The organism is Sphingopyxis sp. DBS4 (genome assembly GCF_024628865.1).
Classification (GTDB): domain Bacteria; phylum Pseudomonadota; class Alphaproteobacteria; order Sphingomonadales; family Sphingomonadaceae; genus Sphingopyxis.
Window position 1 is genome coordinate 1,311,087 of record NZ_CP102384.1, and the last position, 21,460, is coordinate 1,332,546.

Consider the following 21,460-nt stretch of genomic DNA (forward strand, 5'->3'; position numbering starts at 1 on the left):
GGGTCAGGCCCCTGTTGACGAGGAAGAGGAGAGGGAGGCGATGCGCGTGCGCGCGTCACGCTCGATATCGCCAAGCAGGTCGGCGCAGCTCGGCAGGTCGTCGAGCCGGCCCGCGACGAGGCCGGTCGCCATCAGCCCGTGGTCGGGATCGCCCTCGACCACCGCCTTCTGGATCAGCATCGGCGCGGAGGCGGCCATCATCGCCTGCGGCAAAGTGAGGCCGCCGTGGCTGGTCATGCCCTTGGCCGCGCGGAACAGTTCGGCGAACGAGGCGCCGGTCTGGCGCTTCATCTGCAATCCGCTCTCGACCGCGCGGCGCCAGATGCCGAGTCCGGTCGAGCGCTCGATCCGGCTGAGCAGCGCATTTTTGATCATTCGCTGCGGCAGCCCGTCGACCTTGGTCGAGACGAGGATGTCGTCGGTGCCCGCGCCGACATAGCGGGCCTTGGTGACGTCGGGGATCGGGCTTTCGCGCGTCATCAGGAAGCGCGTGCCCATCGCGATGCCGACCGCGCCGAAGGCCAGCGCCGCCGCGAGCCCGCGCCCGTCGCCGAAGCCGCCCGCCGCGATCACCGGCACCTTCACCGCGTCGAGCACCTGCGGCAGCAATATCGTCGAGGCGACCGATCCGGTATGCCCGCCGCCTTCGCCGCCCTGCACCGTCACCATGTCGACGCCGAGCTGCACCATCTTCTGCGCATGCTTGACCGCGCCGACGGTCGGCACGCAGAGGATGCCCGCGTCCTTGAAGCGGCTGATCATCTTCGCATCGGGGCCGCGCCCGAAGCTGACCGCGCGCACCTGATCGCGGTGCTTCAGGATGATCTCGACGATCTCCGCCGCGCCGGGCTGGAACATGTGGAAATTGACGCCGAAGGGCTGCTTCGTGCCCGCCTTGACCGCAAGGATCGCGGCTTCGAGCTCGGCGGGCTGCATCACCGCGCCCGCGAGGAAGCCGAAGGCGCCCGCCTCGCTCGACGCGACGACGAGCGATGGCGTCGCGATCCAGCCCATCGCGGTCTGGATCACGGGCAGGCGGCAGCCGAGCCGTTCGGTCAGGATGGTGGCGAGCGCGTCGGCCATCAGCCTTCCTTTGCGTCCTTCTTGTTCGCTTCGGCCATCTTCTTGCCGTCGAAACCGGCGATATAGTCGCCCTTGACGAGGCTGTTGTTGGCGTGGGCGAAATGGTGATAGCCGAACGCCGCGTCGATCCCGGCGTTCTTGCCCGCCAGCGTCTCCATATGGTTGCACGCCTGCTTCGCGAGCTGCAGCGCGAGGCGCGGCTGCGTCGCGATCCGTTCGGCGACGCGCTTGACCTCGCCCGCCAGCTCGGCGCGCGGCACGACGCGGTTGACCATCCCGGCCTCGCGCGCGCGTTCGGCGCTCATCCGCTCGCCGAGGAACAGAAATTCCTTCGCCAGCCGGACGTTGAGCTCATGGCAATGCGCGAAATATTCGAGGCCGGGGAAGCCCATCTGGAGCACCGGGTCCTGAAAGAAGGCGTCGTCCGATGCGATGATCAGGTCGCACACCCAGGCGAGCATCAGCCCCCCGGCGATGCAGCCGCCGTGGACCTGCGCGATGGTCGGCTTGGGAATGTCCCGCCACCTCTTGCACATGCCGAGATATTGCTCATGCTCGCGGGCATAGGCCTTTTCGGCGCCCGCTTTGGTCGAGTGATCGTACCACATCAGCCGGCGCTCGACGCGCGAATGAAAATCGCGCCCCGGCGTGCCGATGTCGTGCCCGGCGCTGAAATGCTTGGCGTCCGATTTCAGCGCGATGACCTTGACCGCATCGTCGTCGACGGCGCGGAAGAAGGCGTCGTCGAGCGCGTAGGTCATCTGGCTGTTCTGGACATTGTGATATTGCGGGCGGTTGAGCGTGATCCACGCAATGCCGTCGGCGGCTTCGTAGAGGATCGGCGTATCGGTCTCGTAGACCGGGGTTTCCTCGACGCGCGGGACCAGCCCGTCATTCTGATCGCTCATCGCTCAGCTCCTCTTGCCCGCGGGATTGTCCTTGAGCACGCCCGCGCGGATATTGTGCGGGTCGAGCCGCGCGATGATCGCGAGCTGTTCAGGCGTGGGGGCGGGGGTGGTCTTGATCTCGTCCGCGGCTTCGAGCGCGAAGCCGGTCGCGTCCTGCACCTGATCGAAGGTCACGCCGGGGTGCAGCATGACGACGCGGACCGCCTTGTCCTTGCCGCCGAAGTCCATGACGCACAGGTCGGTGACGATCAGGCGCAGGTCGACGCGGCTGAAATTCACGCCGGGGGTGCGGCGCGCCGGGTTGTAGCCGACGCTCGACACCATATCGACCTCGCCCTCGACGAAGACGCGCTTCGAGTGGGCGGGGATGAACATCGAATTGATGTGGCAGATGCTGTTGCCCGGAAAGCCGCGCGCGCCGAGCATCTGCACCTTCGGCTGGTCGTAGGTGCCGCCGAGGTAGGAGATGTTCGTCTGGCCGAAGCGGTCGATCTGGCTGGGCGTCACCATCGCGTGACGCTTGCCCGACCACACCGCGGCGTCGAAGAAGCGCGAGAAGGGGAGGTAGCCCGCCGCCTTGCGGTCGTCATAGCCGCGCGGGCCCAGCGGCACGGGGTCCTCGACCAGATACGCCTCGCCATCGGTCATCATCAGTTCGGGGGTGTGCGTCAGCTTGGCAAGGCCGGCGGCGAGGCGCGGCGCGGGGCCGATGCCGGTCGCGACGAGTTCGCCATTGGCGCGCCACGCCTCGGACGCGGCGACGATGAGCTGTTCGCAAAGGGTGAATTCGGGTGCGGTGGTCATGGTCTCGGCCGCCTCAGAAAATGGGAAGGGGGAGGGCGGCGACGGCGTCCTTGCCGCCGACGCGGTCGAGATAGCCCGCCTCGTCGGCGCCGATGATGTCGGCGGCATAGGCGTCCCAGCCGGCCTCTTCCCGCGCGCTTGCGGCGTAGGCCTTGAGCTGCTTCATGTCCCAGCCATAGGCGGGCGGCATCGAGGTCGGGTGCGCGCCGAACGGGGCTTCGACCACCGCGTGGACGAAGCAGCGCTCGACGATGTTGAAGCGGGCATCCTCGGGATAGCTGTGGTCCATCCGGTCGACCACTTCCTCGGCCGAGACGAAGGTCCGGTCGGCGGCGCGCGCGAACCATTCGTCATAGTAAGTGTCGGGGCCGAGCGCCTGGATATTGCCGAGCCGGTCGGCGCGCTGGACGTGGATCAGTGCCGCGTCGAGCTTCAGCGCCGGCATCGCGAGCAGCACTTCGCCATCGGCATAGGGCGACTGGACGGTCTTGAAGCCGCCGTGCGTCATCACGTCGGTCCCGAGCCCGACGTGCGTCGGCAGGAAGGGCAGACGGAACGCCGCGGCCTTGAGGCCCCATTGCAGCATCCCCTCGTCGAGTTCGAGGATGTCGAGCCCGCCGGCCTCGCGGGCTTTGCGGAACCAGGGTTCGAGCGGGATCGCGTCCATCGAGACGAAGCCGAAGACGACCTTCTTCACCTTGCCCGCGGCGCACAGCATCCCGACGTCGGGGCCGCCATAGGCGACGATCGTCAGGTCGGTGAGGTCGGAGCGCAGGATCGCGCGGACCAGCGCCATCGGCTTGCGCCGCGGCCCCCAGCCGGCGATTCCGATCGTCATCCCGCTCTTCAGCGAGGCGACGAACTGCTCGATGGTCAGTTGCTTGTTCAATTCCCTCTCCAACACGCATGGGGCATTTGCGAGGCTGGATTAGGGACTCTGGCGGTGGGTCCGATACCGCCATATGGGGGGAGACTTTCTTGCTGCCGGAGCGAAGAGATCGGTCGAAGGATGGAGGCGGATATGGCGGACGGAAAAGGACGCGTGGCGCTGGTCACGGGCGGCGGCAAGGGTATCGGCCGCGCGATTGCGCAGCGCCTGCTTGCCGACGGCTTCGCGGTCGTGATCTGCGGTCGCAATGCGCCCGAACGTCCGCCGTCGCATAATGGCGTCGCTGCCGAGTTCGAGGCGTGCGACGTGCGCGACGCCGATGCGGTGCAGGCGATGGTCGATCGCATCTTCGCGCGCCACGGCCGGCTCGACCTTGTCGTCAATAATGCCGGCGGCTCGCCCGAGGCGGACGCCGCGACCGCCTCGCCGCGCTTTTCGGAGCGCGTGCTGGCGCTCAATCTGCTCGGCCCCTTGCACGTCGCGCAGGCGGCGAACCGGATCATGCAGCGCCAAGCCGAGGGCGGCAGCATCGTCAACATCGCCAGCGTGTCGGGAGTGCGCCCCTCGCCGGGGACCGCGGTCTATGGCGCGGCGAAGGCGGGGCTGCTCAGCCTCACCGAATCGCTCGCGATGGAGTGGGGGCCGAAGGTCCGCGTCAACGCGGTCGTCGTCGGGCTCGTCGCGACCGAGGCGGCGATCGATCATTATGGCGGCGCGGAGGGCATGAAGCGCATCGACGCGATGCTGCCGCTCGGCCGCATGGCGACGGGCGCGGACATTGCCGGGGTCGTGAGCTTCCTCGCCTCCCCCGATGCCGCCTATGTCAGCGGCGCGCGCATCGCCGCGCACGGCGGCGGCGAGCGGCCGGTGTTTCTGACGCTGGCGAGCGGCGGGTAAGATCGCAGACCCTCGTCTCTCCTGAAATCGTCATTGCGAGCGAAGCGAAGCAATCCAGGGCGGTTTATGCCTACTCTGGATTGCTTCGCTTCGCTCGCAATGACGGCGTTTGGGATTTCAGCGCAGCATCCGCTGGCGCAGGTGCTGGATTGCCGCGCGGTCGACCCCCAGTTCGCGCTTCAGATAATTTTCGACGCTGCCATAATCCTTGTCGATCTGGTCGAACGCGGCGTCGAGATAGGCCGGCTCGACGTCGAGCAACGGCTGAATGACGTCGGCGGGCAGCGCCGCTGCCGCGGCTTTCAGCCCGGCATCGGCGCGCAGCGCATCCATGTCGAGCGCGCTGTTGCTGAGCAGATAGTCGCGCATGATCGTGTCGCGCGGAACGCCGAGCGCGCTCAGCACAAGCGCGGTGGCGAGGCCGGTGCGGTCCTTGCCCGCGGTGCAATTGACGATCACCGCCTTGTCGGAATGCAGCAGTCGGTCGAACAGCACGCGATAGGACGCCGCCTGCTCTTTTGGGAAAGCGCGATAGCCGTCGATCATCGCGCCCCGCATCGTCGCGGCGTCGATCTTCGCGCCCTTGGCGAACAGCGCGCCCAGATTGCCGCCCGACAGGTCGTAGTCGCGCGTCCAGTAACCGATGTCGGCGCCCTGCATCCATGGGGACTTGTCGGCCTGGCGCTCGCGTGTCGAGCGCAGGTCGATGATCGACCCGACCGACAGGCCGCGGATCAGCGCCTGATCCTCGGCGGTGTAGCGCCCGACCGACGCCGAGCGGTAGAGCTTGCCCCACATCACCTTGCGGCCGTCCGCGGTGCGATAGCCGCCGACGTCGCGGAAATTGTCGCCGCCCTTGAGCGCGAATTCACGCGTTACCGTCGTCGCAGGGTCGACTGCAGCCGCCGTCGCAACGGGGGCACCCTGCGCCATCGCCGTCGCGGGCGAGAGGAGCAGCAGCGCGAGAAATGCCTTTTTCATATCCTGTCCCTTTTCAAAAATCGCCCGGCGGCAACCACCCCGCCGGGCGACTCCCCCCTCAGAACTTCATCCGGGCTTCGAGGCCATAGGTACGCGGTTCGTTATAGAATGTCGCGGTCACGCGGCCCGGAATGCGGAAGTCGAGCAGATTATAGGTCGTGTTGGTCAGATTCTTGCCCCAGACCGCAATTTCCATCTCGCCGCCGCCGAGCGCGATCTCGCCGAGCGACAGCCGGCTGCTCAGCAACAGCGCCTTGTCGGCCTTCACGTCCACCGTGCCGTTCGGGATATAATCGCCCGCGGTGTCCAGTCCGACGTGCGCGCGCAGTTGCCCGAAGGAGAAGGCGGGGAAGGCATAGTCGGCCGAGAAGGACGCGCTATGCTTCGGCGTGAAGGCCGAAAAAGTTTCCTCGATCACGCCGGTGAAGATGTTCCGAACCGGCGTCGGCGGCGCGTCGGTGTAGACATAGTTGACCGCCAGCGACAGGCCGCGGACGGGAACGAGCGTGATATCGGCTTCGATCCCTTTGATATGACGCTTTTCGGGCGCGTTCACCGTTTCGGTGTTCGAAATGAACGCCGGGTTCAGGAAATCGACCTGCTGGTTCGACAGCCGGCTCGTATAGGCGGCAAGGTTGACGCGTAGATGGCGGTCGAACAGGTCGGCCTTCACTCCAGCCTCCCACGCCGTCAACTCTTCTTCGCCGAAGGTGCGCAGGATGGTCGAGCGCGTGTTGGCACCGCCGGCACGATAGGCGCGGCTCCACTTCACATAGGCGTTGATGTCGTCGCTGAAATCATAGGCGATGGTCGCCATCGGATCGACGCGGCTCGAATTGAAGACGAACGAGAGGTCCGGGTCGGCACCGGCGATGAACAGCAGGCGGCCGTCCTTGTGATCGTCGGTGTAGCGCGCGCCGGCGGTGATGTGCAGCCCGCGAACCGCCTCGGGCGACCAGGTCGCCTGCCCGAACAATGCCTTCGACCGGACGCGGACGTCGGCGGCGCGGTCGGGCAGGCGGCTCGCACCGCCGTCGGGCGACGGTTCGGGGAAGAGGTTGACCCCCGTCAGCGTAGAATTGAGCGTCCCCAGCGAATAGACGATCGCCTCGTCGCGCCCGTTTTCCTTGAAGTAATAGCCGCCGACGACAAATTCGAGTTCACCCAGATCGCCGACAAGCTGCACTTCCTGGCTGAACTGGTTCTGCTTCACATTGGCATAGCTGAGCCGACCGAAGCGACGGTTCGGACCCCAGGTCGTGTTCGACCCCTCGTCGCCGTCCATCTGCGTCGAATCGAGGCTGCGCCACGCGGAGATGGAGCGGAGGGTCAGTGCGTCGCTGAGCTCCCATTCGGCGGTCAGGCTGTGTCCTTTCGCTTCCTGCGGATTGCGGAAGAGCGGCAGGCCGATGCGGCCGGTCTTGACGCGGCCGGTGTCGAGCGTGACGAACGACGGCGTATTGGCCGGCGACTGCGTCGATGCGGTGATATAGTGATAGAGGCCAGTCGGCTTGTCGCGCGACAGGTCGTAGGAATAGAGGACCGAAATATCGTCGGCCGGACGCCACAGCGCCGAGATTTTGAAGCCGTATTTCTTGACCTCGCCATAGTCGAGCGCTTGGGGGCCGAGCGGATTCTGTACCAGTCCGCCGCGCCCTTCATAGACGCCGTCGATCTTGACGCTGATCCCCGCCGCCTCGGGCAGGTTGACGTGCGCCGCGAACGACCGGCCGCGATAATTGCCGATCCCGGCCTTCATGTCGAGGCCGAGTTCGCCCGTCGGACGCTTCGACACGACGCTGATCGCGCCGCCGATCGTGTTGCGGCCGAACAATGTGCCCTGCGGCCCGCGCAGCACCTCGATGCGTTCGACATCGGCCAGTTCCATGCCGAGCCCCGACACGCGGCCGAGGTAGACGCTGTCGATATAGACGCCGACCGTCGCGTCGCGCGTCACCTGCGTCGCGTCGACCGGGACGAGCCCGCGCATCCCGATGCTGACCGCCGACACGCGGCCGACGAAGGGCGCGATGCGGATCGACGGCACGGTGCCGGTGAAGAGATCGTTCAGCGAACCGATTCCCTTCTGCTCGAGCGCCTCGGCGCCGAGCGCGACCATCGAAATCGGCGTGTCCTGCAGGTTTTCTTCGCGCTTCTGTGCCGTCACCACGATGTCGGCGACGCCGATGTCCTGCGTCGACTGGCTTGCCTGCGCGCTCGCCGGCGTCGCCGCCAGCCCCATGGCCCCCATGGCAACCGAGGCCGCCAAAGCCACGCGCATCGGACCCGTTTTTTTCCTGACCATAAACACCCTCCCGATTTCGCGGTTTGTCCGCATTTGAATCACCTACTGGTGAGTAGGTGAATGTCTAGCCGCGAGTCGGCGAATTGCAAGAGCAAAGGGAATCGGCCACAGAAGGCCGATGGAGATGGCCATTTCGATGCCGGCGACGCGCAAGGAGCGCGCCGATGCGACCCGCGAGGCGATCCTGCGCGAGGCCGAGCATGTCTTTGCGATCATGGGGTTCCGGGCGTCGCGGCTCGAGGATATCGCCGATGCCGTCGGCATCCGCCGGCCCTCGCTGCTCCACCATTTTGCGACCAAGCAGATGCTCTACGACGCCGTTGAGGAGCGCCTCTTCGCCGATATGAGCGCAGCGAGCGAATCGCGGATCGCGGGCATCGCGGACCCGATGGAGCGGCTCATCGCGCACCTCGACGCGTGGCTCGATTTTTTCCTCGTTCGACCGTCAGCCGCGCGGATTCTTCAGCGACTGGTCGCCGATACCGCGGTGCGGCGGGGCAATCCGGTCCAATTTTCCTTTCGCGTGCTCGAAGATATGGACCGCACGCTAGCTTATGGGATCGAGAAGGGCGCCTTCGCCTCCATCTCGACGATGATGTTCGTCAACGGCGTCGGTGCCGGTATCCTCTTTTTCATCTGCAACAGCCGCCAGGTCGGCGAGCAACGAAATTACGAACCGTCCAATCCCGCCGATCTGACGGTCTTCAGGACGCTGCTGCACAAGCTTGCTCGTACCGCCGTATCGCCCTGAATTGCATTTCCCTTTGGCGTCATCGCCTTTGCGCACCAACGGGATGTCGTGCCCCGGCGGGTAGCCGGCGCGCTTTAGCTGGGGCCATCGCGTAAAATTCGGAGGAGGCGATTGGATGCTCTCAACTGGAATGAATTTTTATGAAGGTTGCATGAAACGTTTCATTAGGCTATGATCATGGTCCGCCGATTGTGGGGGAGGAATCAAGATGCGTCGTAGCCAAGCCAAAAATATATCGTCCAGGGCCAGCCTTTGGATCTTGTCCCTATCGACCTTGGGGCTTCCCGCGACTGCGGAGGCCCGGGAGGCGGCCGATGCGAGTGGCGGAGAGTCGGAGATCGTTGTGACGGCGCAGCGAATCGGTGCCGGCAATGTGCGCGCGGCGGCGGTTCTGGGCGTGGAGGACATTCAGGAGCGGCCACTGGGCGCCGATGTTACGCAGAGCCTGGCAAAGGTGCCCGGCGTGCAGGTCTCCTCCGGTGACGCGCGGGGCGGCAGCTTTTCCTTCGAGCTTTATCTGCGTGGACTCAACAAGGAACAGGTGGGTCTGACGCTCGATGGCATCCCGACCGGCGACGCCCGATTCAACGGGGGTTCGCCGCCGCAACGCTTCATCGAATCGAGCAATATTTCGCGGATCAACGTGTCGCAAAGCGCAGGTGATATCGGCGCGCCCTCGCGTTTCGCGCTTGGTGGTTTCGTCGATTTCATAACCGCGGATCCCCGCGATAATCTGGGTGTGACAGTCGAAGCGGGCGTGGGCTCGGACAATTTCTATCGGGGCTATGTCCGTCTGGACACGGGCGAGCTGCTTCCCGGATTAACATCCTATCTGAGCTATTCGCATCAGGAGAATGATATCTGGGCCGGGCCGCGAAGCCGTCATTCGCGGCGCGATCATATCGAGTTCAAGGCCGTTCAGGATCTGGCCGACGGCGGCTTCATCAAATTTCGTGCGGCCTATAATGATCAGCGTGACAATGATTTCAACATCATCTCCCTGGCCGAGTTCAAGTCCGACCCCCGGAACGATCGGGCGCTTGACGCATTGACCGGCATCCCGGCGCTCGACCTCGATTATGGTGGTGCCCTTGGCGGCACACGCAAGGATTTCCTCGCCTACATCAATACGCGTTTCTATCTTGCCGACGACGTCAGCTTCAGCATCAATCCCTATTATCAGCAGCTTCGCGGCGAATCTTCGCGCTATCAGGATCGTCAGCGCCGGCTCACCGGCGAAGATCCCTATGCGGTGCTTGGTTATAATGCTTTGGGCGGCGCCATCCGTCCGGCGCTCGTCACCACGCGCAACAGTAATATCGTCGGTGGTCCGGCGGACATGCGCCTCACTCCGCGCGATGCCGACCGGATGGGGGTGACCGGCGAATTCCAGTTCAAGGATTTTCTTCCGGGGAATACGCTGCGGGTAGGGGGCTGGTGGGAAAATGCCAAGGCCTCGGAAACCCGCAATTTCTACCCAATCCTCAATTCGGCGCAGAGCATCGCAATCGATCGTGCGGACCTCGCCTATGTCGAATATGACCGCCGTTCGACGATCGATACCAGCATGCTTTATGTGCAGGACCAGTTTGACATCATCCCCGACATGTTGCGGCTAGATGCGGGCCTGACCTGGTTCAACGTGGCCTATCGCGCCCGGTCGCCGTTGGAATATCGGCAACTCGTGCGCTTCGACCAGAGTTCGGGGATCAATCCCAAGATCGGAATTGGTTTCAGGCCGGTAAAGGGGCTCGAAATCTTCGCTGGCTATGCCCAGAATTTCGCGGGCATTCCCGAAGACGCTTTCCTGGGATCGAATTCTGCGATCAATCCGCGCGACCTCGTCCCGATCGAGACCGAGAATATGGATGCCGGCGTTCGTTTCACCGCCGATCATATCGCTCTCTCGCTGCAGGGGTATTATACGCGGCTCAAGAATAATATCGGCACGGTGCCGACTTCGATTACCGGGGTCGATCCCGATGAGATCATTCGCGGCAACGTGACGACGCGCGCCGCCAATATCGCAGGTACCAAAAGCAAGGGGATCGAGGCGACCGCGATCCTCGATTATGACTGGGTCAATTTCTACCTCTCATATTCCTATCAGGACGCGCGGCATGACGATCCCGCCGTCGGCTCGGCCGCTCGGCTGGAGTTGGCCTCCGTCGGTGTGATCGGGGGCGCGCGGGTTCGCGATATTCCGACGAACAGCCTGTTCGGCCAGGTCGAGATCAAGCCCTTCGAAGGCGCCAGCCTTCAACTGAGCGGCCGCTATGTCGGGCGACGGGTCGGGGCGCATCTTATCCAGCCGACGACCAATCGGGAAATGGGTGTCGAATATCTGCCCAGCTACACCGTTGTCGGCCTGAACGCGAGCTACGGCTTTGGCGACACGGGTCCGTTCAAGGAGCTGAAGCTGCAATTCAACGTCGATAATCTGTTCAACGAGAAATATGTCGGCGCCGTTACCAGTTCCACGGCGACGCTGCCGGACTTCGGCCTCGCGGGGACCGGTACGGTGCCGACGCTGGATCGCTATTTCATCGGGGCGCCGCGAACCGTCACGGCTTCGCTGCGCGCACGCTTCTGAGCGTAGCTGCCATGGCGGGAGGGGAGGCCCAGGCTTCCCCTCGTTTGGAACATCCGATGATCCGGCGGATAGGCATGGATGCGGATATGTCTCGTGGGTGAAGCGGGCCTGTTCGCTCAGGCCGTGCGCCGCTTCATCGAAGCTCTCGTCGGCTGGACGGGTGACCATCTCATTGCCTATCGCTGATCGTCCACGGCGAGAACGAGGAACCGGTTTGGTTGCCTTTCATCGAAATTATTATCGGCGACGAGGATCAGGCTGCGGCGCCCATCGGGCAGGGGGCGGCCGAATGTCACCCCTTCGAAGTTCGCGCTGTCGAAACTGCCCAGATCGTTGAGGTTGGCGACGAGGCGTTTTTCGAGCACGCGAGTCCCTGATGACGCCGTCGCTTGCGGTTTCGGCGCCGCACAGAACAGGCGGGTCGTGAAGCGGAACGAGCCATCGGTTTGCTGGCTTCCTGATCGCTCGAGAACGAGGAATGCCGGGCCGGGCAACACCAGCAGTTCGCTGAGCCCATTGTCGGCGAGCTTCCCCGGCAGGGCGCGGGCGATCGGCTCGAGGGGATAGAGGAAATCCGCTCCCCGATTCCGCCGATGGGGCAAACGCATGATCCGCGTCCAGGCGCCGCTCGTCAGCGTCGGGAGTGGACCATCCTCGATCAGCGGCGCTTCGATTCCAAGCCAGACGTCATGGGTGCGTTGGTCGACCCACAGGCCTTCGAAGGAGCGATTGTCGCGAGGGCCGCTCTTCTGGCCTGGATCCCGAAGCAGGCGGGAGGGAAGGGGGAGTCGAAAGCTCCGGCCGTCGCGCCAGCGCATCCGATAGACGTCCGGCCCTTGTTCTTTCCTGCTGTCGCCTTCGCTCGACCAATAGATCCAGCCACCGGCGCCCGCGCGAACGGATTCAGCGTCGGTTCCGGGACCCTGTTCCTGCTCGCGGGAGAAAGGGCGGCCATTGGCCTGTCGCAATGCGATGGAATCCGCGACATGGACGGAGAGTCGATGGTCGGGGAGGAAGTCGATCGTCGCCGCATAGGCTTTGCCGCCGCCATGAGTGCCGCGATCATCGCTGATCAACAGATAATCGTCGTGCCTGGACCGGTAGTCGATGCCCGAAAGTCCGCCGACCACCCCGCTGTCGAGCGACAGCTCTCCGGGTAAAGTCCCTTGGCCCCAGAGCCGAACCGATCGGATCCCGCAGCCTGTCGCGGGTGAAGGACCGGGCGTGTCCGATATTCCATCGAATTGAACGCAGCCGGCGAGGCTCCATAACAGGACTGTCGACCACAGCCCCACGGAGACTTTCATCGCATTTTGTCCCGCGGCTCCGGCGCACGGCCGTCCTGCGCGAGGCGCTCAATGGCTGAAACGAATGCGCCTACAAGTTTTTCGGCATCGACGTCGACGCAATAGCGATGCAGCGGACGCGTCCCGGTCTTTGCCATATATGAGCGACCGGGCGATCTCCCTCCGGTTTGCACGGTGAGCGGACCCGTTCGGGTATCGAAGAGGTCAGGCGAAGCCAGGCAGGCCGCGGCAGCGACATCGTGAATGGCGGCACCGTCCGCGCCGTCGAAGATTCGGTATATCCGCTCGTAGCCGCGCGAGATTTGCCAGAGGAACGCCCCGGGATCGCCGCCATCGACTGTCAGCGCCCGGGCTTGGGACGAAGACAGGATACAGGAACTCGATACGTCGAGCCCGACGACCGTTACCGGCCAGGATGCCGCCAGTACCTCGTCGGCAGCCTGTGGGTCGTAAAAGAAATTGGCTTCGGCCGTGGGACGGATATTGCCGTGGCGGCCATGGGTTCCAAACGCGCCGCCCATGACGACGACTTCCCGGGTAAGGGCCGCGATTTCCGGTCTGTTACGCAGGGCCAGCGCCAGATTGGTCAGAGGGCCAAGCGCAAGCAAGGATATCTTTCCGGGATTGGCGGTGATCGTTTCGGCCATATGCTCCCAGGCGGGAGCATTCATGCAGGGAAGGGGAAAATCGGATGCGAGACCCGTGTCGCCCAGCCCATCTTCTCCATGTACCTTGAGCTCGGGGATATGACGTGCGCCCACGAGGGGAGCCGCCGCGCCGGCATAGATGGGAAGATCGAGGCCAAAACGCTCGACCAGATAGGCGGCATTCCGCGTCGTCATTTCCACGCTGCCGTTTCCGAAGACCGTCGTTATCGCGTGTAACCGGACGCTCCGTAATGCGCTCAGGTAAAGAAGCGCCATGGCGTCGTCGATCCCGGGATCGGTATCCAGGATGACCGTCTTTGTGTCTTCGGTCGCCATCGGAACTCCGCTCTCGCCTGATGATGTCGGCATCGGGCCGTTCAGTCGAACACGGCGCGGCAGACGGCTTCGCATTTGCCGAGGTCGAACCGGCCGTCGGTGCGAACGCCCGATTCCATGTCGATCCAATATTGCGCACCTTCCGGCGCTGCGATCGCATCGACGACGGAGCGGGCATTTTCCGAACGGATGCCGCCGGAAAAGCCGCAGAATGGACCCGAGGTGGCGGGCAGAGGGGGCCAGGCGTCCGGTGTTTTTCCCGTGCCGAAAGATGTGTCGAAGAGCCAATCCAGCCGTGTGTCGTCGGGGAAACGGTCGAGAGCTTGCAGCATGGTTCGGATCGTCCGCGACCGCCCGAAACCTATGCAGTTTTCGACCTGCTGCAGGGAACTGCCCGAAAAGCCGTGATTGACCTGAAGACGCTGAAATCGGGTGAGGTCGATCGTTGCATGGTCCGGCTCGTTCGCGATCAGGCCAGCCTGTTCGCCGCAAACATGGGCGGCAAAACGAAGCCCGGACGATTCGAGAAGGCGCGCACGGATATCGACGTCGGCGAAAAGCGGATCATCCGATTTCGCATCGTCGATCAATATGCCCCATTCGATCGGATAGTGCCGCGACAGCGTCTGCATATCGCTGATGAGCATTGCGGAATCGACACCCGTGAAAGCGACGAAGCTCGGTTTGGCAGACATGAAGGCTCCTAGAATAGAATGCTGAGCAAGCCGACGATCGTGCCGGTCATGCAGGTGGTGAGAAAGGCCGCGAGCAAGGCCTTGAGGCCGAGATCGACGATTTCGTCGCTTTTTTCGGGTGCCATGGCGGTGAGCGTGCCGATCAGGATGGCGACGCTGCCGAAATTTCCGAAACTGCACAGCGAATAGGTGGCGATCAGCGTGCCGCGCTCGGTCAGCGTGCCGGGCCTCAGGTCGGCCAATTGACCATAGGCGACAACCTCGTTGAGCGTCACTTTAGTGCCGAGCAGGCCGCCAACGGTCTGCAGATCGCTCATCGGGACACCCATCAGCCAGGCCACGGGAGCCAGCAGCGCCCCGAAGATCGACGTGAGCGTGATAGGCGCCCCTTGGTGGGGAAGGAGGGCCAGCAGCGCGTTCACGATAGTGATCGAGCCGACAAATACGATCAGCAGGGCGACCACATAGGCGGCGATCCGCACCGCATTGATCGTTCCGTGAGTCATGGCATCGAGGCTGCTCTTGTAGCTGCTCTCGAGCGGGATGCGCTCGGATGAGCGCACGACCTCGCTGGGGATCATGATCCGGGCCAGGGTGATCGCCATCGGGGTGCTGATCAGCGAGGCCGTGAGGAGGTGGGTGAAGGCGTTGGGAATCTTGCCTGCGAGCATGGCACCCAAAAGGATCATCGAGGATCCGGCGATCACGGACAGGCCATCGACCATGATGATGAAGAACTCGCCGCGCGAGAGGCGCGGCAGCAGCGGTCTTACGAGCAACGGCGATTCAATCATGCCCAGAAAGATGCAGGCGGACGTCGATACGCCCACCGGTCCGCTGACGCCGAAGAGTCTGCCGAAGAGCCAGGCCGAACCGCGCACGATCCAGCGCAAGGGCCCCCAATGCCAAAGCAGCGCGGCGAGGGCGCTGACCAGCAGAACGGCCGGTATCACCTGGGCGGCAAAGATGAAGGTGGACGCCTGGGGGTTGGTCCGGACGAACGGCTGGGGGCCGCCTCCGAGATAGCCGAAAACGAACATCGCACCGCTTTCGGCGGATCGCTGCAGATGGTCGACGCCGTGTGCGACGCTGCCCAGTGCATCGACTACCTCGGGAACCTTCGTGAGCAACAGCGCGATCAAAATCTGCGCAACGAGCCCGCCAGCCATGGCGCGATAGTGAATTGCACGCCGGTTCTCCGAAAGGGCCCACGCGATCGCAAGGAATATGAGCAGGCCCAGGCACCCGCGGAGAAAGTCGGCATATGGCATATCGTCTCCCTGCTCCGAGGCGTTTTGCCGCTCGTTTCGAATATGCGGCGGCTATTCGTGAAACGTTTCATATGGCTTGATGCCAAAGATGGCAAGCAAACTCCGCTTCGGCGATCATGTCGTGTGCAAACAGCGTCGATCCTTCGCCCGCTCCTTGCCATCCGAACGCGCTTCAGGAGCCATGCCATGTCCTTGAATCAAGCATGCCGCCAATCTGGATTTTAGGTTGGGGATATTGAAACAGCGCCCCTATCGCACAGCCGGCATGACGCCGAGGACGAATTGTCAGCCGTTCGATACGGCTTCGATTTCGTCTTTCAGCGGCATGGCGGGCGCGGCACCGGTCCGCCCGACTGCAATGCCCGCGGCGATATTCGCGCGGCGGACGGCATCGGGGACGGACGCTCCCTGCGCCAAGCTTGCCGCTAGCACGCCGCAGAAGCAATCCCCGGCACCTGTTGTGTCGACGGCGACCACGGGAGCGGCGGCAACATGAAAGGATGACCTGGAATCGACAAGCTGCGTGCCTTTGGCTCCCAAGGTGACGATCAGTATCTGATCATCGCGCACCATGAGCTTGCGCGCGGCTTGCTCGATCGCCGCGTCATTGCCGGCAGGGCAGGGGACACCGCTGAATTGCGCCAATTCATGTTCGTTTACGATGATAAGGTCGGCGTCCCCGAAAAGACTCCTGGCTGCTTCGATTGCCGGTGCCGCGTTCAGGATGGTTCTTGCCCCTGCCTGCCGACCTTCGCGCAGGAAGCCTCCTACAACCTCGATATCCATTTCGAGTTGGGCGAGCCAGACAAGCGCCTGCAAACCTGCCGTCGCCAACCGATCCGCGGGTACGGCCCGGTTGGCGCCGCTCGCGACGATGATGGAATTTTCGCCGTCTCGGTCGACGACGATATGAGCAACCCCGGTCGGCGCATCGGCAAGGGTTACGACCCCGTGCGTGAGAATATCTTCGCGCTTGAGAAAGCTCAGCAGCGCGTCACCGCTGGCATCGGCACCGACCGCGCCGAGCAAGCTCGTCTCGGCGCCCGCGCGCCGTGCCGCGACAGCCTGATTGAGCCCTTTGCCGCCGGGGCCGGTCGCGAAGTCGTCGCAGAGGAGCGTTTGCCCCGGGATTGGGAGCGCTTCGCAGTGAAACACGACGTCGAGGTTCAGGCTTCCCAGCACGGCGACATTCACGGAAAATCTCCTATGAAACGTTTCATTATCATTCACTGGATATAGCCGAACGCTTCGGATAAACAACGGCAAAACGCGGGTGTGGAAAGGGAAAAGATCGTTGGCAAGGAAACGGGCGACATTGAAGGATGTGGCTAAGACGGCGGGCGTATCGCTTGCCAGTGCTTCCTATGCGGTGAATCGCACCGGTTCGCTGGGCGAAGATACGCGCGCCCATATTCTCAAGGTTGCGGAGGAACTCGGCTATCGGCAAAATCTTGCCGCGCGGGCAACGCGAACGGGAAAAACCGGAGCGATCGGGGTGGTCGTGCCGGACATGACCAACCCATTTTTCCCCAGCCTGATCCAATCCATCGTTCAAAGAGCGCGGGCCAATGGATATAGCGTCTTCGTTACCGACAGCGAGGGTGATCAGGCGCAAGAGGCCGAGATCGTCCGCCAGATGGTCGATCGCGGCGTCGACGGCATCGTGTGGTTTCCGGTCAACGACGAAAACAGCATCGGCGCCGTGGCGAAGGACTTGCCGATCATCGTCATCGACCGGACGGTGGCCGGGTTTGAGTGCGTCCAGGCCGATTATGCGGAAGGGGGGCGCCTTGCAGCCGAATATCTTGTTTCGCGTGGTCATGAGAGGATAGGCGTGATTGCCGGCCCCATGGACGTGAAGAGTATGCGTGATCGCTGCGAAGCCGCCCGCGATGTGGCCGAACGGGCCGGAGCATTGGCCTTTTTCGTCGAAAATGCCTTCTCGCCCGAGTTGAGCGGAAGCGTCATCGAAGCGCTCGAGAGTCGCGCCGCCGACGCGGTGTTCTGTGGCGCCGACCTGATCGCGATCGGCGTCCTCAAACATATGCGCAAAGCCGATATCGCGGTCCCGCAGCAATGCGCGATCATCGGCTTTGACGATATCCCGTGGGCCGAGCATTGCACCCCCGCTCTCACCACGATCGAGATGCCGGTGGACGAGATGGCGGCAGAAGCGGTCGACGCCCTGCTGCGCAGGATCGAAGGCGAGGACGAAAGCAGCCGCCGGGTCGTTTTCGGGATCAACCTGATCACGCGCGAATCGGCCTGATATTTTCGACAACGCTGGGTTTTGCCGATATTTGACAGATAGAATGAAACGTTTCATTATAGCCTCGGATGGAAAGGACGGGGCCATGGTGAACGGGGGACGAAAGGCTTTTCGCGGGCGAGCGCGTTCGGCGGTTCCGGGGGCGGTCGGCGCAATGTTGCGCTTATCGATCCCGTCCGGCCGCGCTATCTCGGCGACGCCCCGCTGAGCGTTCGCGCACGGCCCTAAATTGCTCAGCGGAGTTTGAGGTTATGGAACCCAAAAGGGTCGTTGTTTCCGGTTATGCGACGCTCGACTATGTCGTTCAGCTTGCCGAATCCTTTTACGGCACCGGAACCGTTTTCGGCGAGCTCGGCGTATCGGGGGCATGGCCGAGGGCTGGTGGGGCGGCTCTTTATGCCTCTCGCAGGATCGCGGCTGCCGGGCACCGTGCATTCGCGCTGACCTGGGTCGGGGATGATGGCGATGGCGGCCATTATCTGCGGGCCTGTCAAAGGTCACAGATATGCTGCGATGCGATCGATCGCCAGCGAGCGACCAAAACGCCGCGCTGCATCCTGGTCTATCGCCCGGATGGAGATTATGGCTGCCTTCTCGATACCGGATCTGGCGATGGAGAACGCCTGTCCGAAAGGCAGGTCGAAATCATTCGTGAGGCCGAGCATATGTGCGTTGCGGTGGGACCGCCCGCAGCCACGAGGGCGATTGTTGAAATCTGTTCGCCTGCAATTCCGCTCAGTTGGATCGCAAAGCTTGATCTTCCCTCCTATCCGTCCGACCTCCGCGCCCGTCTCGCACAGCGCGCGAACCTCATATTTTGCAATGCGAGCGAGCGGGAATTCATCGAAGCGGCGTTCGAGGGATCCAGACCTGACAATCAGGTCATCATCGAAACGCTCGGCAGTGCAGGTGTTCTGATCGACGGTTCCGACGGTCGGCGGGTCTTGCCAGCCAATGCCATACGGGCTCACGATACGACGGGCGCCGGGGATACGCTTGCAGGCGAGGTGATCGCGCAACTCATGGGCGGACAAGTGTCGATCGATGTCGCTGTGGAACGCGGGATGAAGGCCGCCCGCGATTTGCTCGCGAGCCGCATTCCGGACCAAGGGCAAGAGATATTATGACCATCGTGAAACTTTGCGGCAAGGATGTGCTCGAGAGTTTCGGGTTCGCCGCTGCGGGTGGAAAAACGCCCTTTCATTCCGCCTTGCAGGAGACGGTCCCATGAAATTCTTCGCCGACACCGCCGAGATTGCCGACATTCAGGAGTTGGCCGCGACGGGCCTGCTCGACGGGGTGACGACCAACCCGTCGCTGATCGCCAAGTCGGGCCGAGACTTCAAGGAAGTGACGAAGGAAATCTGCGCCATCGTCGACGGCCCGGTGTCGGCCGAGGTCGTCGCGCTCGACCATGAAACGATGATGAAGGAGGCGGAGATCCTCCGCAAGATCGCCGACAATGTCTGCATCAAGGTGCCGCTGACGATCGACGGGCTCAAGACGTGCAAGGCGCTGACCAGCGACGGCACGATGGTCAACGTCACCCTCTGCTTCTCGGCGACGCAGGCGCTGCTGGCGGCAAAGGCGGGCGCGACCTTCGTCTCGCCCTTCGTGGGCCGCCACGACGACAACGGCTTCGACGGGATGCAGCTCATCGCCGACATCCGGCTGATCTATGACAATTATGCTTATGGCACCGAAATCCTGGTGGCGAGCGTGCGCCACGGCATCCATGTCCTGGAGGCCGCGAAGATCGGCGCCGACGTGATGACCGCGCCGCCGTCGGTCATCAAGGGGCTGTTCAAGCATGTCCTCACCGAAAAGGGCATCGAAGGCTTCCTCGCCGACTGGGCCAAGACCGGACAGTCGATCTGACCTGCAGAGCGGCGTTTATCTCGCTATCGCATAACCCTGCATGCCGCGTGGGTTCGCCGCGGCGCGCAACAGGCCGCGACCGTCTTTGAAATCATGGGCGCAGGCGGACAGCCGGCCTTCGGACCAAGGACCCCCGACCGTCAGCGCGTGGCCGCGTCGTCGGAGTTCATCGACCGTCGTTTGCGGAAAGCGACTTTCGACGATGAGCGACCCCGGGTGAACCTCGCGGGGCCAGAAGCTGGCGAACATATGCTCGGTGTGAAAAGCGGGCGCCTCGATCGCGGCCTGGAGCGGGCGGCCGTGCACGACATGCGCGAGCCAGAGTTGCAGCGACCATTGATCCTGCTGATCGCCGCCAGGAGTCCCGAAAGCGAGGTAGGGGCGCCCGCCCCGATAGGCGAGCGACGGGGTGAGCGTCGTGCGTGGGCGCACGCCAGGGGCGAGCGAGCCGGGCAGGCCTCCGGCAAGCCAGAACATCTGCATGCGCGTTCCGAGCGCGAAGCCCAGTCCGGGGATCGCCGGGCTCGATTGCAGCCAGCCTCCGGACGGGGTTGCCGAAACCATATTGCCCCAGCGATCGACAACATCAACATGACAGGTATCTCCGCGCTGATGCGCGTCGATGCCGACCGGCAGCGCGAGTTCCTTCGCCATCGTGGGTTCGCCGCCGCCGACAGCCGTTTCACCACGGCTGCCGCCGCAGGCCGGTGGCAGGCGGGGCGCGAGGCCTGCAGGCGCCCCCGGTCGCTGGTCGTGGCTGGCGGTGTCGCCGATCAGCGTGCGTCGCTCGGCCGCATAGGCTTCGCCGAGCAATGCCGTCAGCGCACCGTCTGGCATCGCCTCGCCGTACCAGGCATCGCGATCGGCCATCGCCAGCTTGATCGTCTCGCACACCGCATGAACATAGTCGGCCGAATCGAGCGGCATCGCGCCGATATCGAGGCCCTTGGCGATCTGCACGGCTTGCAGCAACGCCGGTCCCTGGCTCCACGCGCCGCATTTATAAAGGCGATGCTCGCCGTGATCGACGCCGATGGGACGTTCGATCGGAGGGCGCCAGCCCGCCATGTCATCGGCGCACAGCAGCCCGCGATGACGCCGGCCGCTCGTGTCCATCGCTTCGGTTCCGCGCATGAACGCATCGATTGCTTCGGCCACCGGACCTTCATACCAATAGGCGAGCGCCGCCTCGATCTGCGCCGCGCGGCCGCCGGCGGCGGCTTCGGCATGGGCGAGCAACCGGTCGTAGAAATCGGCGAGCAGGGGGTTCGCGAACAGCGATCCCGCTGCCGGAGGCACCCCGCCGGGCAGGTAGAGCCGGGCCGAACTGGTCCATTCGTCGGCGAACAGCCGCTCGACCGACGCGATCGCGGCGACTGCTCCCGCAAGCACCGGATGACCGGTCCGCGCATAATGGATCGCGGGTTCGAGGACGTCGCGCAGCGCCACCGTCCCGAAATCGCGAAGCAGCACCAGCCACGCCCCGAAAGCACCGGGGACGCAGGCGGCGAGCAAGCCGGTGCCCGGGATCATGTCGAGGCCGCGATCGGCGAAGGCCGCGATGGTGGCGGCCGCCGGCGAAGGCCCCTGGCCGCAGATCACCGTGGGTTCGGGATCGCCCGCGCGAGCAGCGAGGATCGGTGCATCGCCGCCGGGGCCGTTGAGGTGCGGCTCGACGATCTGGAGCGTGAAGCCCGCGGCGACGGCGGCATCGAAGGCATTGCCTCCCATCTCGAGAAGCCGCATCCCGACCGCGCTCGCGATCCAGTGTGTCGAGGCGACAGCACCCACGGTGCCGCACAATTCGGGGCGTGCGGTAAATTCCGCCATAATTTCAGTCCTTTGA

At 63.9% G+C, this 21,460-nt stretch carries 18 protein-coding genes; 6 read left to right on the forward strand and 12 right to left on the reverse strand.

Annotation, left to right across the window (positions count from 1 at the left end; all coding sequences use genetic code 11):
* Positions 1-3 precede the first annotated feature (3 nt).
* From NP825_RS06100 to NP825_RS06115, 4 genes are read right to left on the reverse strand one after another with little or no spacing between them, the layout of a single operon-like run.
* Positions 4-1,083, reverse strand: a complete 1,080-nt coding sequence (locus NP825_RS06100; protein WP_257549408.1) for a nitronate monooxygenase family protein — start codon at positions 1,081-1,083, stop codon at positions 4-6.
* Positions 1,083-1,991 (reverse strand): enoyl-CoA hydratase, encoded by a 909-nt coding sequence (locus NP825_RS06105; protein ID WP_257549410.1) that lies wholly within the window; start codon positions 1,989-1,991, stop codon positions 1,083-1,085. The genes NP825_RS06100 and NP825_RS06105 overlap by 1 nt, the downstream gene beginning before the upstream one ends.
* Before the next feature lie 3 nt (positions 1,992-1,994).
* Positions 1,995-2,795 (reverse strand): CoA-transferase subunit beta, encoded by an 801-nt coding sequence (locus NP825_RS06110; protein WP_257549412.1) that lies wholly within the window; start codon positions 2,793-2,795, stop codon positions 1,995-1,997.
* Positions 2,796-2,808: 13 nt separating this feature from the next.
* Complete coding sequence (locus tag NP825_RS06115) at positions 2,809-3,684, reverse strand: CoA transferase subunit A (RefSeq protein WP_257549415.1); 876 nt, start codon at positions 3,682-3,684, stop codon at positions 2,809-2,811.
* 132 nt (positions 3,685-3,816) lie between these two features.
* Between NP825_RS06115 and NP825_RS06120 the strand changes: the two genes are divergently transcribed.
* Complete coding sequence (locus NP825_RS06120) at positions 3,817-4,581, forward strand: SDR family oxidoreductase (protein ID WP_257549417.1); 765 nt, start codon at positions 3,817-3,819, stop codon at positions 4,579-4,581.
* A gap of 117 nt (positions 4,582-4,698) precedes the next feature.
* On the opposite strand, the gene NP825_RS06125 is transcribed toward NP825_RS06120, so the two are convergent.
* Together NP825_RS06125 and NP825_RS06130 are read right to left on the reverse strand one after the other, a co-directional pair.
* Complete coding sequence (locus NP825_RS06125; protein ID WP_257549419.1) at positions 4,699-5,562, reverse strand: tyrosine-protein phosphatase; 864 nt, start codon at positions 5,560-5,562, stop codon at positions 4,699-4,701.
* A 58-nt stretch (positions 5,563-5,620) separates the two neighbouring features.
* The gene (locus tag NP825_RS06130) at positions 5,621-7,867 is read right to left on the reverse strand and encodes a TonB-dependent receptor (protein WP_257549421.1); all 2,247 of its coding nucleotides are present in this window, start codon (positions 7,865-7,867) and stop codon (positions 5,621-5,623) included.
* A 118-nt stretch (positions 7,868-7,985) separates the two neighbouring features.
* Between NP825_RS06130 and NP825_RS06135 the strand changes: the two genes are divergently transcribed.
* Positions 7,986-8,618 (forward strand): TetR/AcrR family transcriptional regulator, encoded by a 633-nt coding sequence (locus tag NP825_RS06135; protein ID WP_257549423.1) that lies wholly within the window; start codon positions 7,986-7,988, stop codon positions 8,616-8,618.
* Positions 8,619-8,961: 343 nt separating this feature from the next.
* A complete protein-coding gene (locus NP825_RS06140; protein WP_257549426.1) occupies positions 8,962-11,211 on the forward strand; it encodes a TonB-dependent receptor in 2,250 nt (749 codons plus the stop codon).
* Between the two features lie 176 nt (positions 11,212-11,387).
* On the opposite strand, the gene NP825_RS06145 is transcribed toward NP825_RS06140, so the two are convergent.
* The 5 genes from NP825_RS06145 to NP825_RS06165 all read right to left on the reverse strand — a co-directional run bounded on the left by NP825_RS06145 (position 11,388) and on the right by NP825_RS06165 (position 16,733).
* Positions 11,388-12,341, reverse strand: a complete 954-nt coding sequence (locus NP825_RS06145; RefSeq protein ID WP_257549428.1) for an esterase-like activity of phytase family protein — start codon at positions 12,339-12,341, stop codon at positions 11,388-11,390.
* A gap of 173 nt (positions 12,342-12,514) precedes the next feature.
* The gene (locus NP825_RS06150; RefSeq protein ID WP_257549430.1) at positions 12,515-13,501 is read right to left on the reverse strand and encodes a nucleoside hydrolase; all 987 of its coding nucleotides are present in this window, start codon (positions 13,499-13,501) and stop codon (positions 12,515-12,517) included.
* 41 nt (positions 13,502-13,542) lie between these two features.
* A complete protein-coding gene (locus NP825_RS06155) occupies positions 13,543-14,196 on the reverse strand; it encodes a hypothetical protein (RefSeq protein WP_257549432.1) in 654 nt (217 codons plus the stop codon).
* Positions 14,197-14,204: 8 nt separating this feature from the next.
* Positions 14,205-15,467 carry a NupC/NupG family nucleoside CNT transporter gene (locus tag NP825_RS06160; protein WP_257549434.1) on the reverse strand — a complete coding sequence of 421 codons (1,263 nt, stop codon included), beginning with the start codon at positions 15,465-15,467 and terminating at the stop codon, positions 14,205-14,207.
* Positions 15,468-15,752: 285 nt separating this feature from the next.
* Entirely contained in the window at positions 15,753-16,733 is a 981-nt protein-coding gene (locus tag NP825_RS06165) for a ribokinase (RefSeq protein WP_257549436.1), read from the reverse strand.
* Between the two features lie 7 nt (positions 16,734-16,740).
* Here NP825_RS06165 and NP825_RS06170 point away from each other — a divergent pair, with 7 nt between their 5' ends.
* From NP825_RS06170 to fsa, 3 genes are all read left to right on the forward strand, one after another.
* Complete coding sequence (locus NP825_RS06170; protein ID WP_257549438.1) at positions 16,741-17,736, forward strand: LacI family DNA-binding transcriptional regulator; 996 nt, start codon at positions 16,741-16,743, stop codon at positions 17,734-17,736.
* Between the two features lie 251 nt (positions 17,737-17,987).
* Entirely contained in the window at positions 17,988-18,863 is an 876-nt protein-coding gene (locus tag NP825_RS06175; RefSeq protein ID WP_257549440.1) for a carbohydrate kinase family protein, read from the forward strand.
* A 100-nt stretch (positions 18,864-18,963) separates the two neighbouring features.
* Positions 18,964-19,614, forward strand: coding sequence for a fructose-6-phosphate aldolase (gene fsa / locus NP825_RS06180; protein WP_257549442.1), 651 nt, complete (start codon positions 18,964-18,966; stop codon positions 19,612-19,614).
* A 15-nt stretch (positions 19,615-19,629) separates the two neighbouring features.
* Here fsa and NP825_RS06185 read toward each other — a convergent pair whose 3' ends face one another.
* A complete protein-coding gene (locus tag NP825_RS06185) occupies positions 19,630-21,444 on the reverse strand; it encodes a gamma-glutamyltransferase family protein (protein ID WP_257549444.1) in 1,815 nt (604 codons plus the stop codon).
* Positions 21,445-21,460 lie beyond the last annotated feature (16 nt).

Coding starts and splice junctions, on each gene's coding strand:
- NP825_RS06100 (WP_257549408.1), bottom strand. CDS start 1,083: ATGGCCGACGCGCTCGCCACCATCCTGACCGAACGGCTCGGCTGCCGC.
- NP825_RS06105 (WP_257549410.1), bottom strand. CDS start 1,991: ATGAGCGATCAGAATGACGGGCTGGTCCCGCGCGTCGAGGAAACCCCG.
- NP825_RS06110 (WP_257549412.1), bottom strand. CDS start 2,795: ATGACCACCGCACCCGAATTCACCCTTTGCGAACAGCTCATCGTCGCC.
- NP825_RS06120 (WP_257549417.1), top strand. CDS start 3,817: ATGGCGGACGGAAAAGGACGCGTGGCGCTGGTCACGGGCGGCGGCAAG.
- NP825_RS06125 (WP_257549419.1), bottom strand. CDS start 5,562: ATGAAAAAGGCATTTCTCGCGCTGCTGCTCCTCTCGCCCGCGACGGCG.
- NP825_RS06130 (WP_257549421.1), bottom strand. CDS start 7,867: ATGGTCAGGAAAAAAACGGGTCCGATGCGCGTGGCTTTGGCGGCCTCG.
- NP825_RS06135 (WP_257549423.1), top strand. CDS start 7,986: ATGGAGATGGCCATTTCGATGCCGGCGACGCGCAAGGAGCGCGCCGAT.
- NP825_RS06150 (WP_257549430.1), bottom strand. CDS start 13,501: ATGGCGACCGAAGACACAAAGACGGTCATCCTGGATACCGATCCCGGG.
- NP825_RS06155 (WP_257549432.1), bottom strand. CDS start 14,196: ATGTCTGCCAAACCGAGCTTCGTCGCTTTCACGGGTGTCGATTCCGCA.
- NP825_RS06160 (WP_257549434.1), bottom strand. CDS start 15,467: ATGCCATATGCCGACTTTCTCCGCGGGTGCCTGGGCCTGCTCATATTC.
- NP825_RS06175 (WP_257549440.1), top strand. CDS start 17,988: ATGGAACCCAAAAGGGTCGTTGTTTCCGGTTATGCGACGCTCGACTAT.
- fsa (WP_257549442.1), top strand. CDS start 18,964: ATGAAATTCTTCGCCGACACCGCCGAGATTGCCGACATTCAGGAGTTG.
- NP825_RS06185 (WP_257549444.1), bottom strand. CDS start 21,444: ATGGCGGAATTTACCGCACGCCCCGAATTGTGCGGCACCGTGGGTGCT.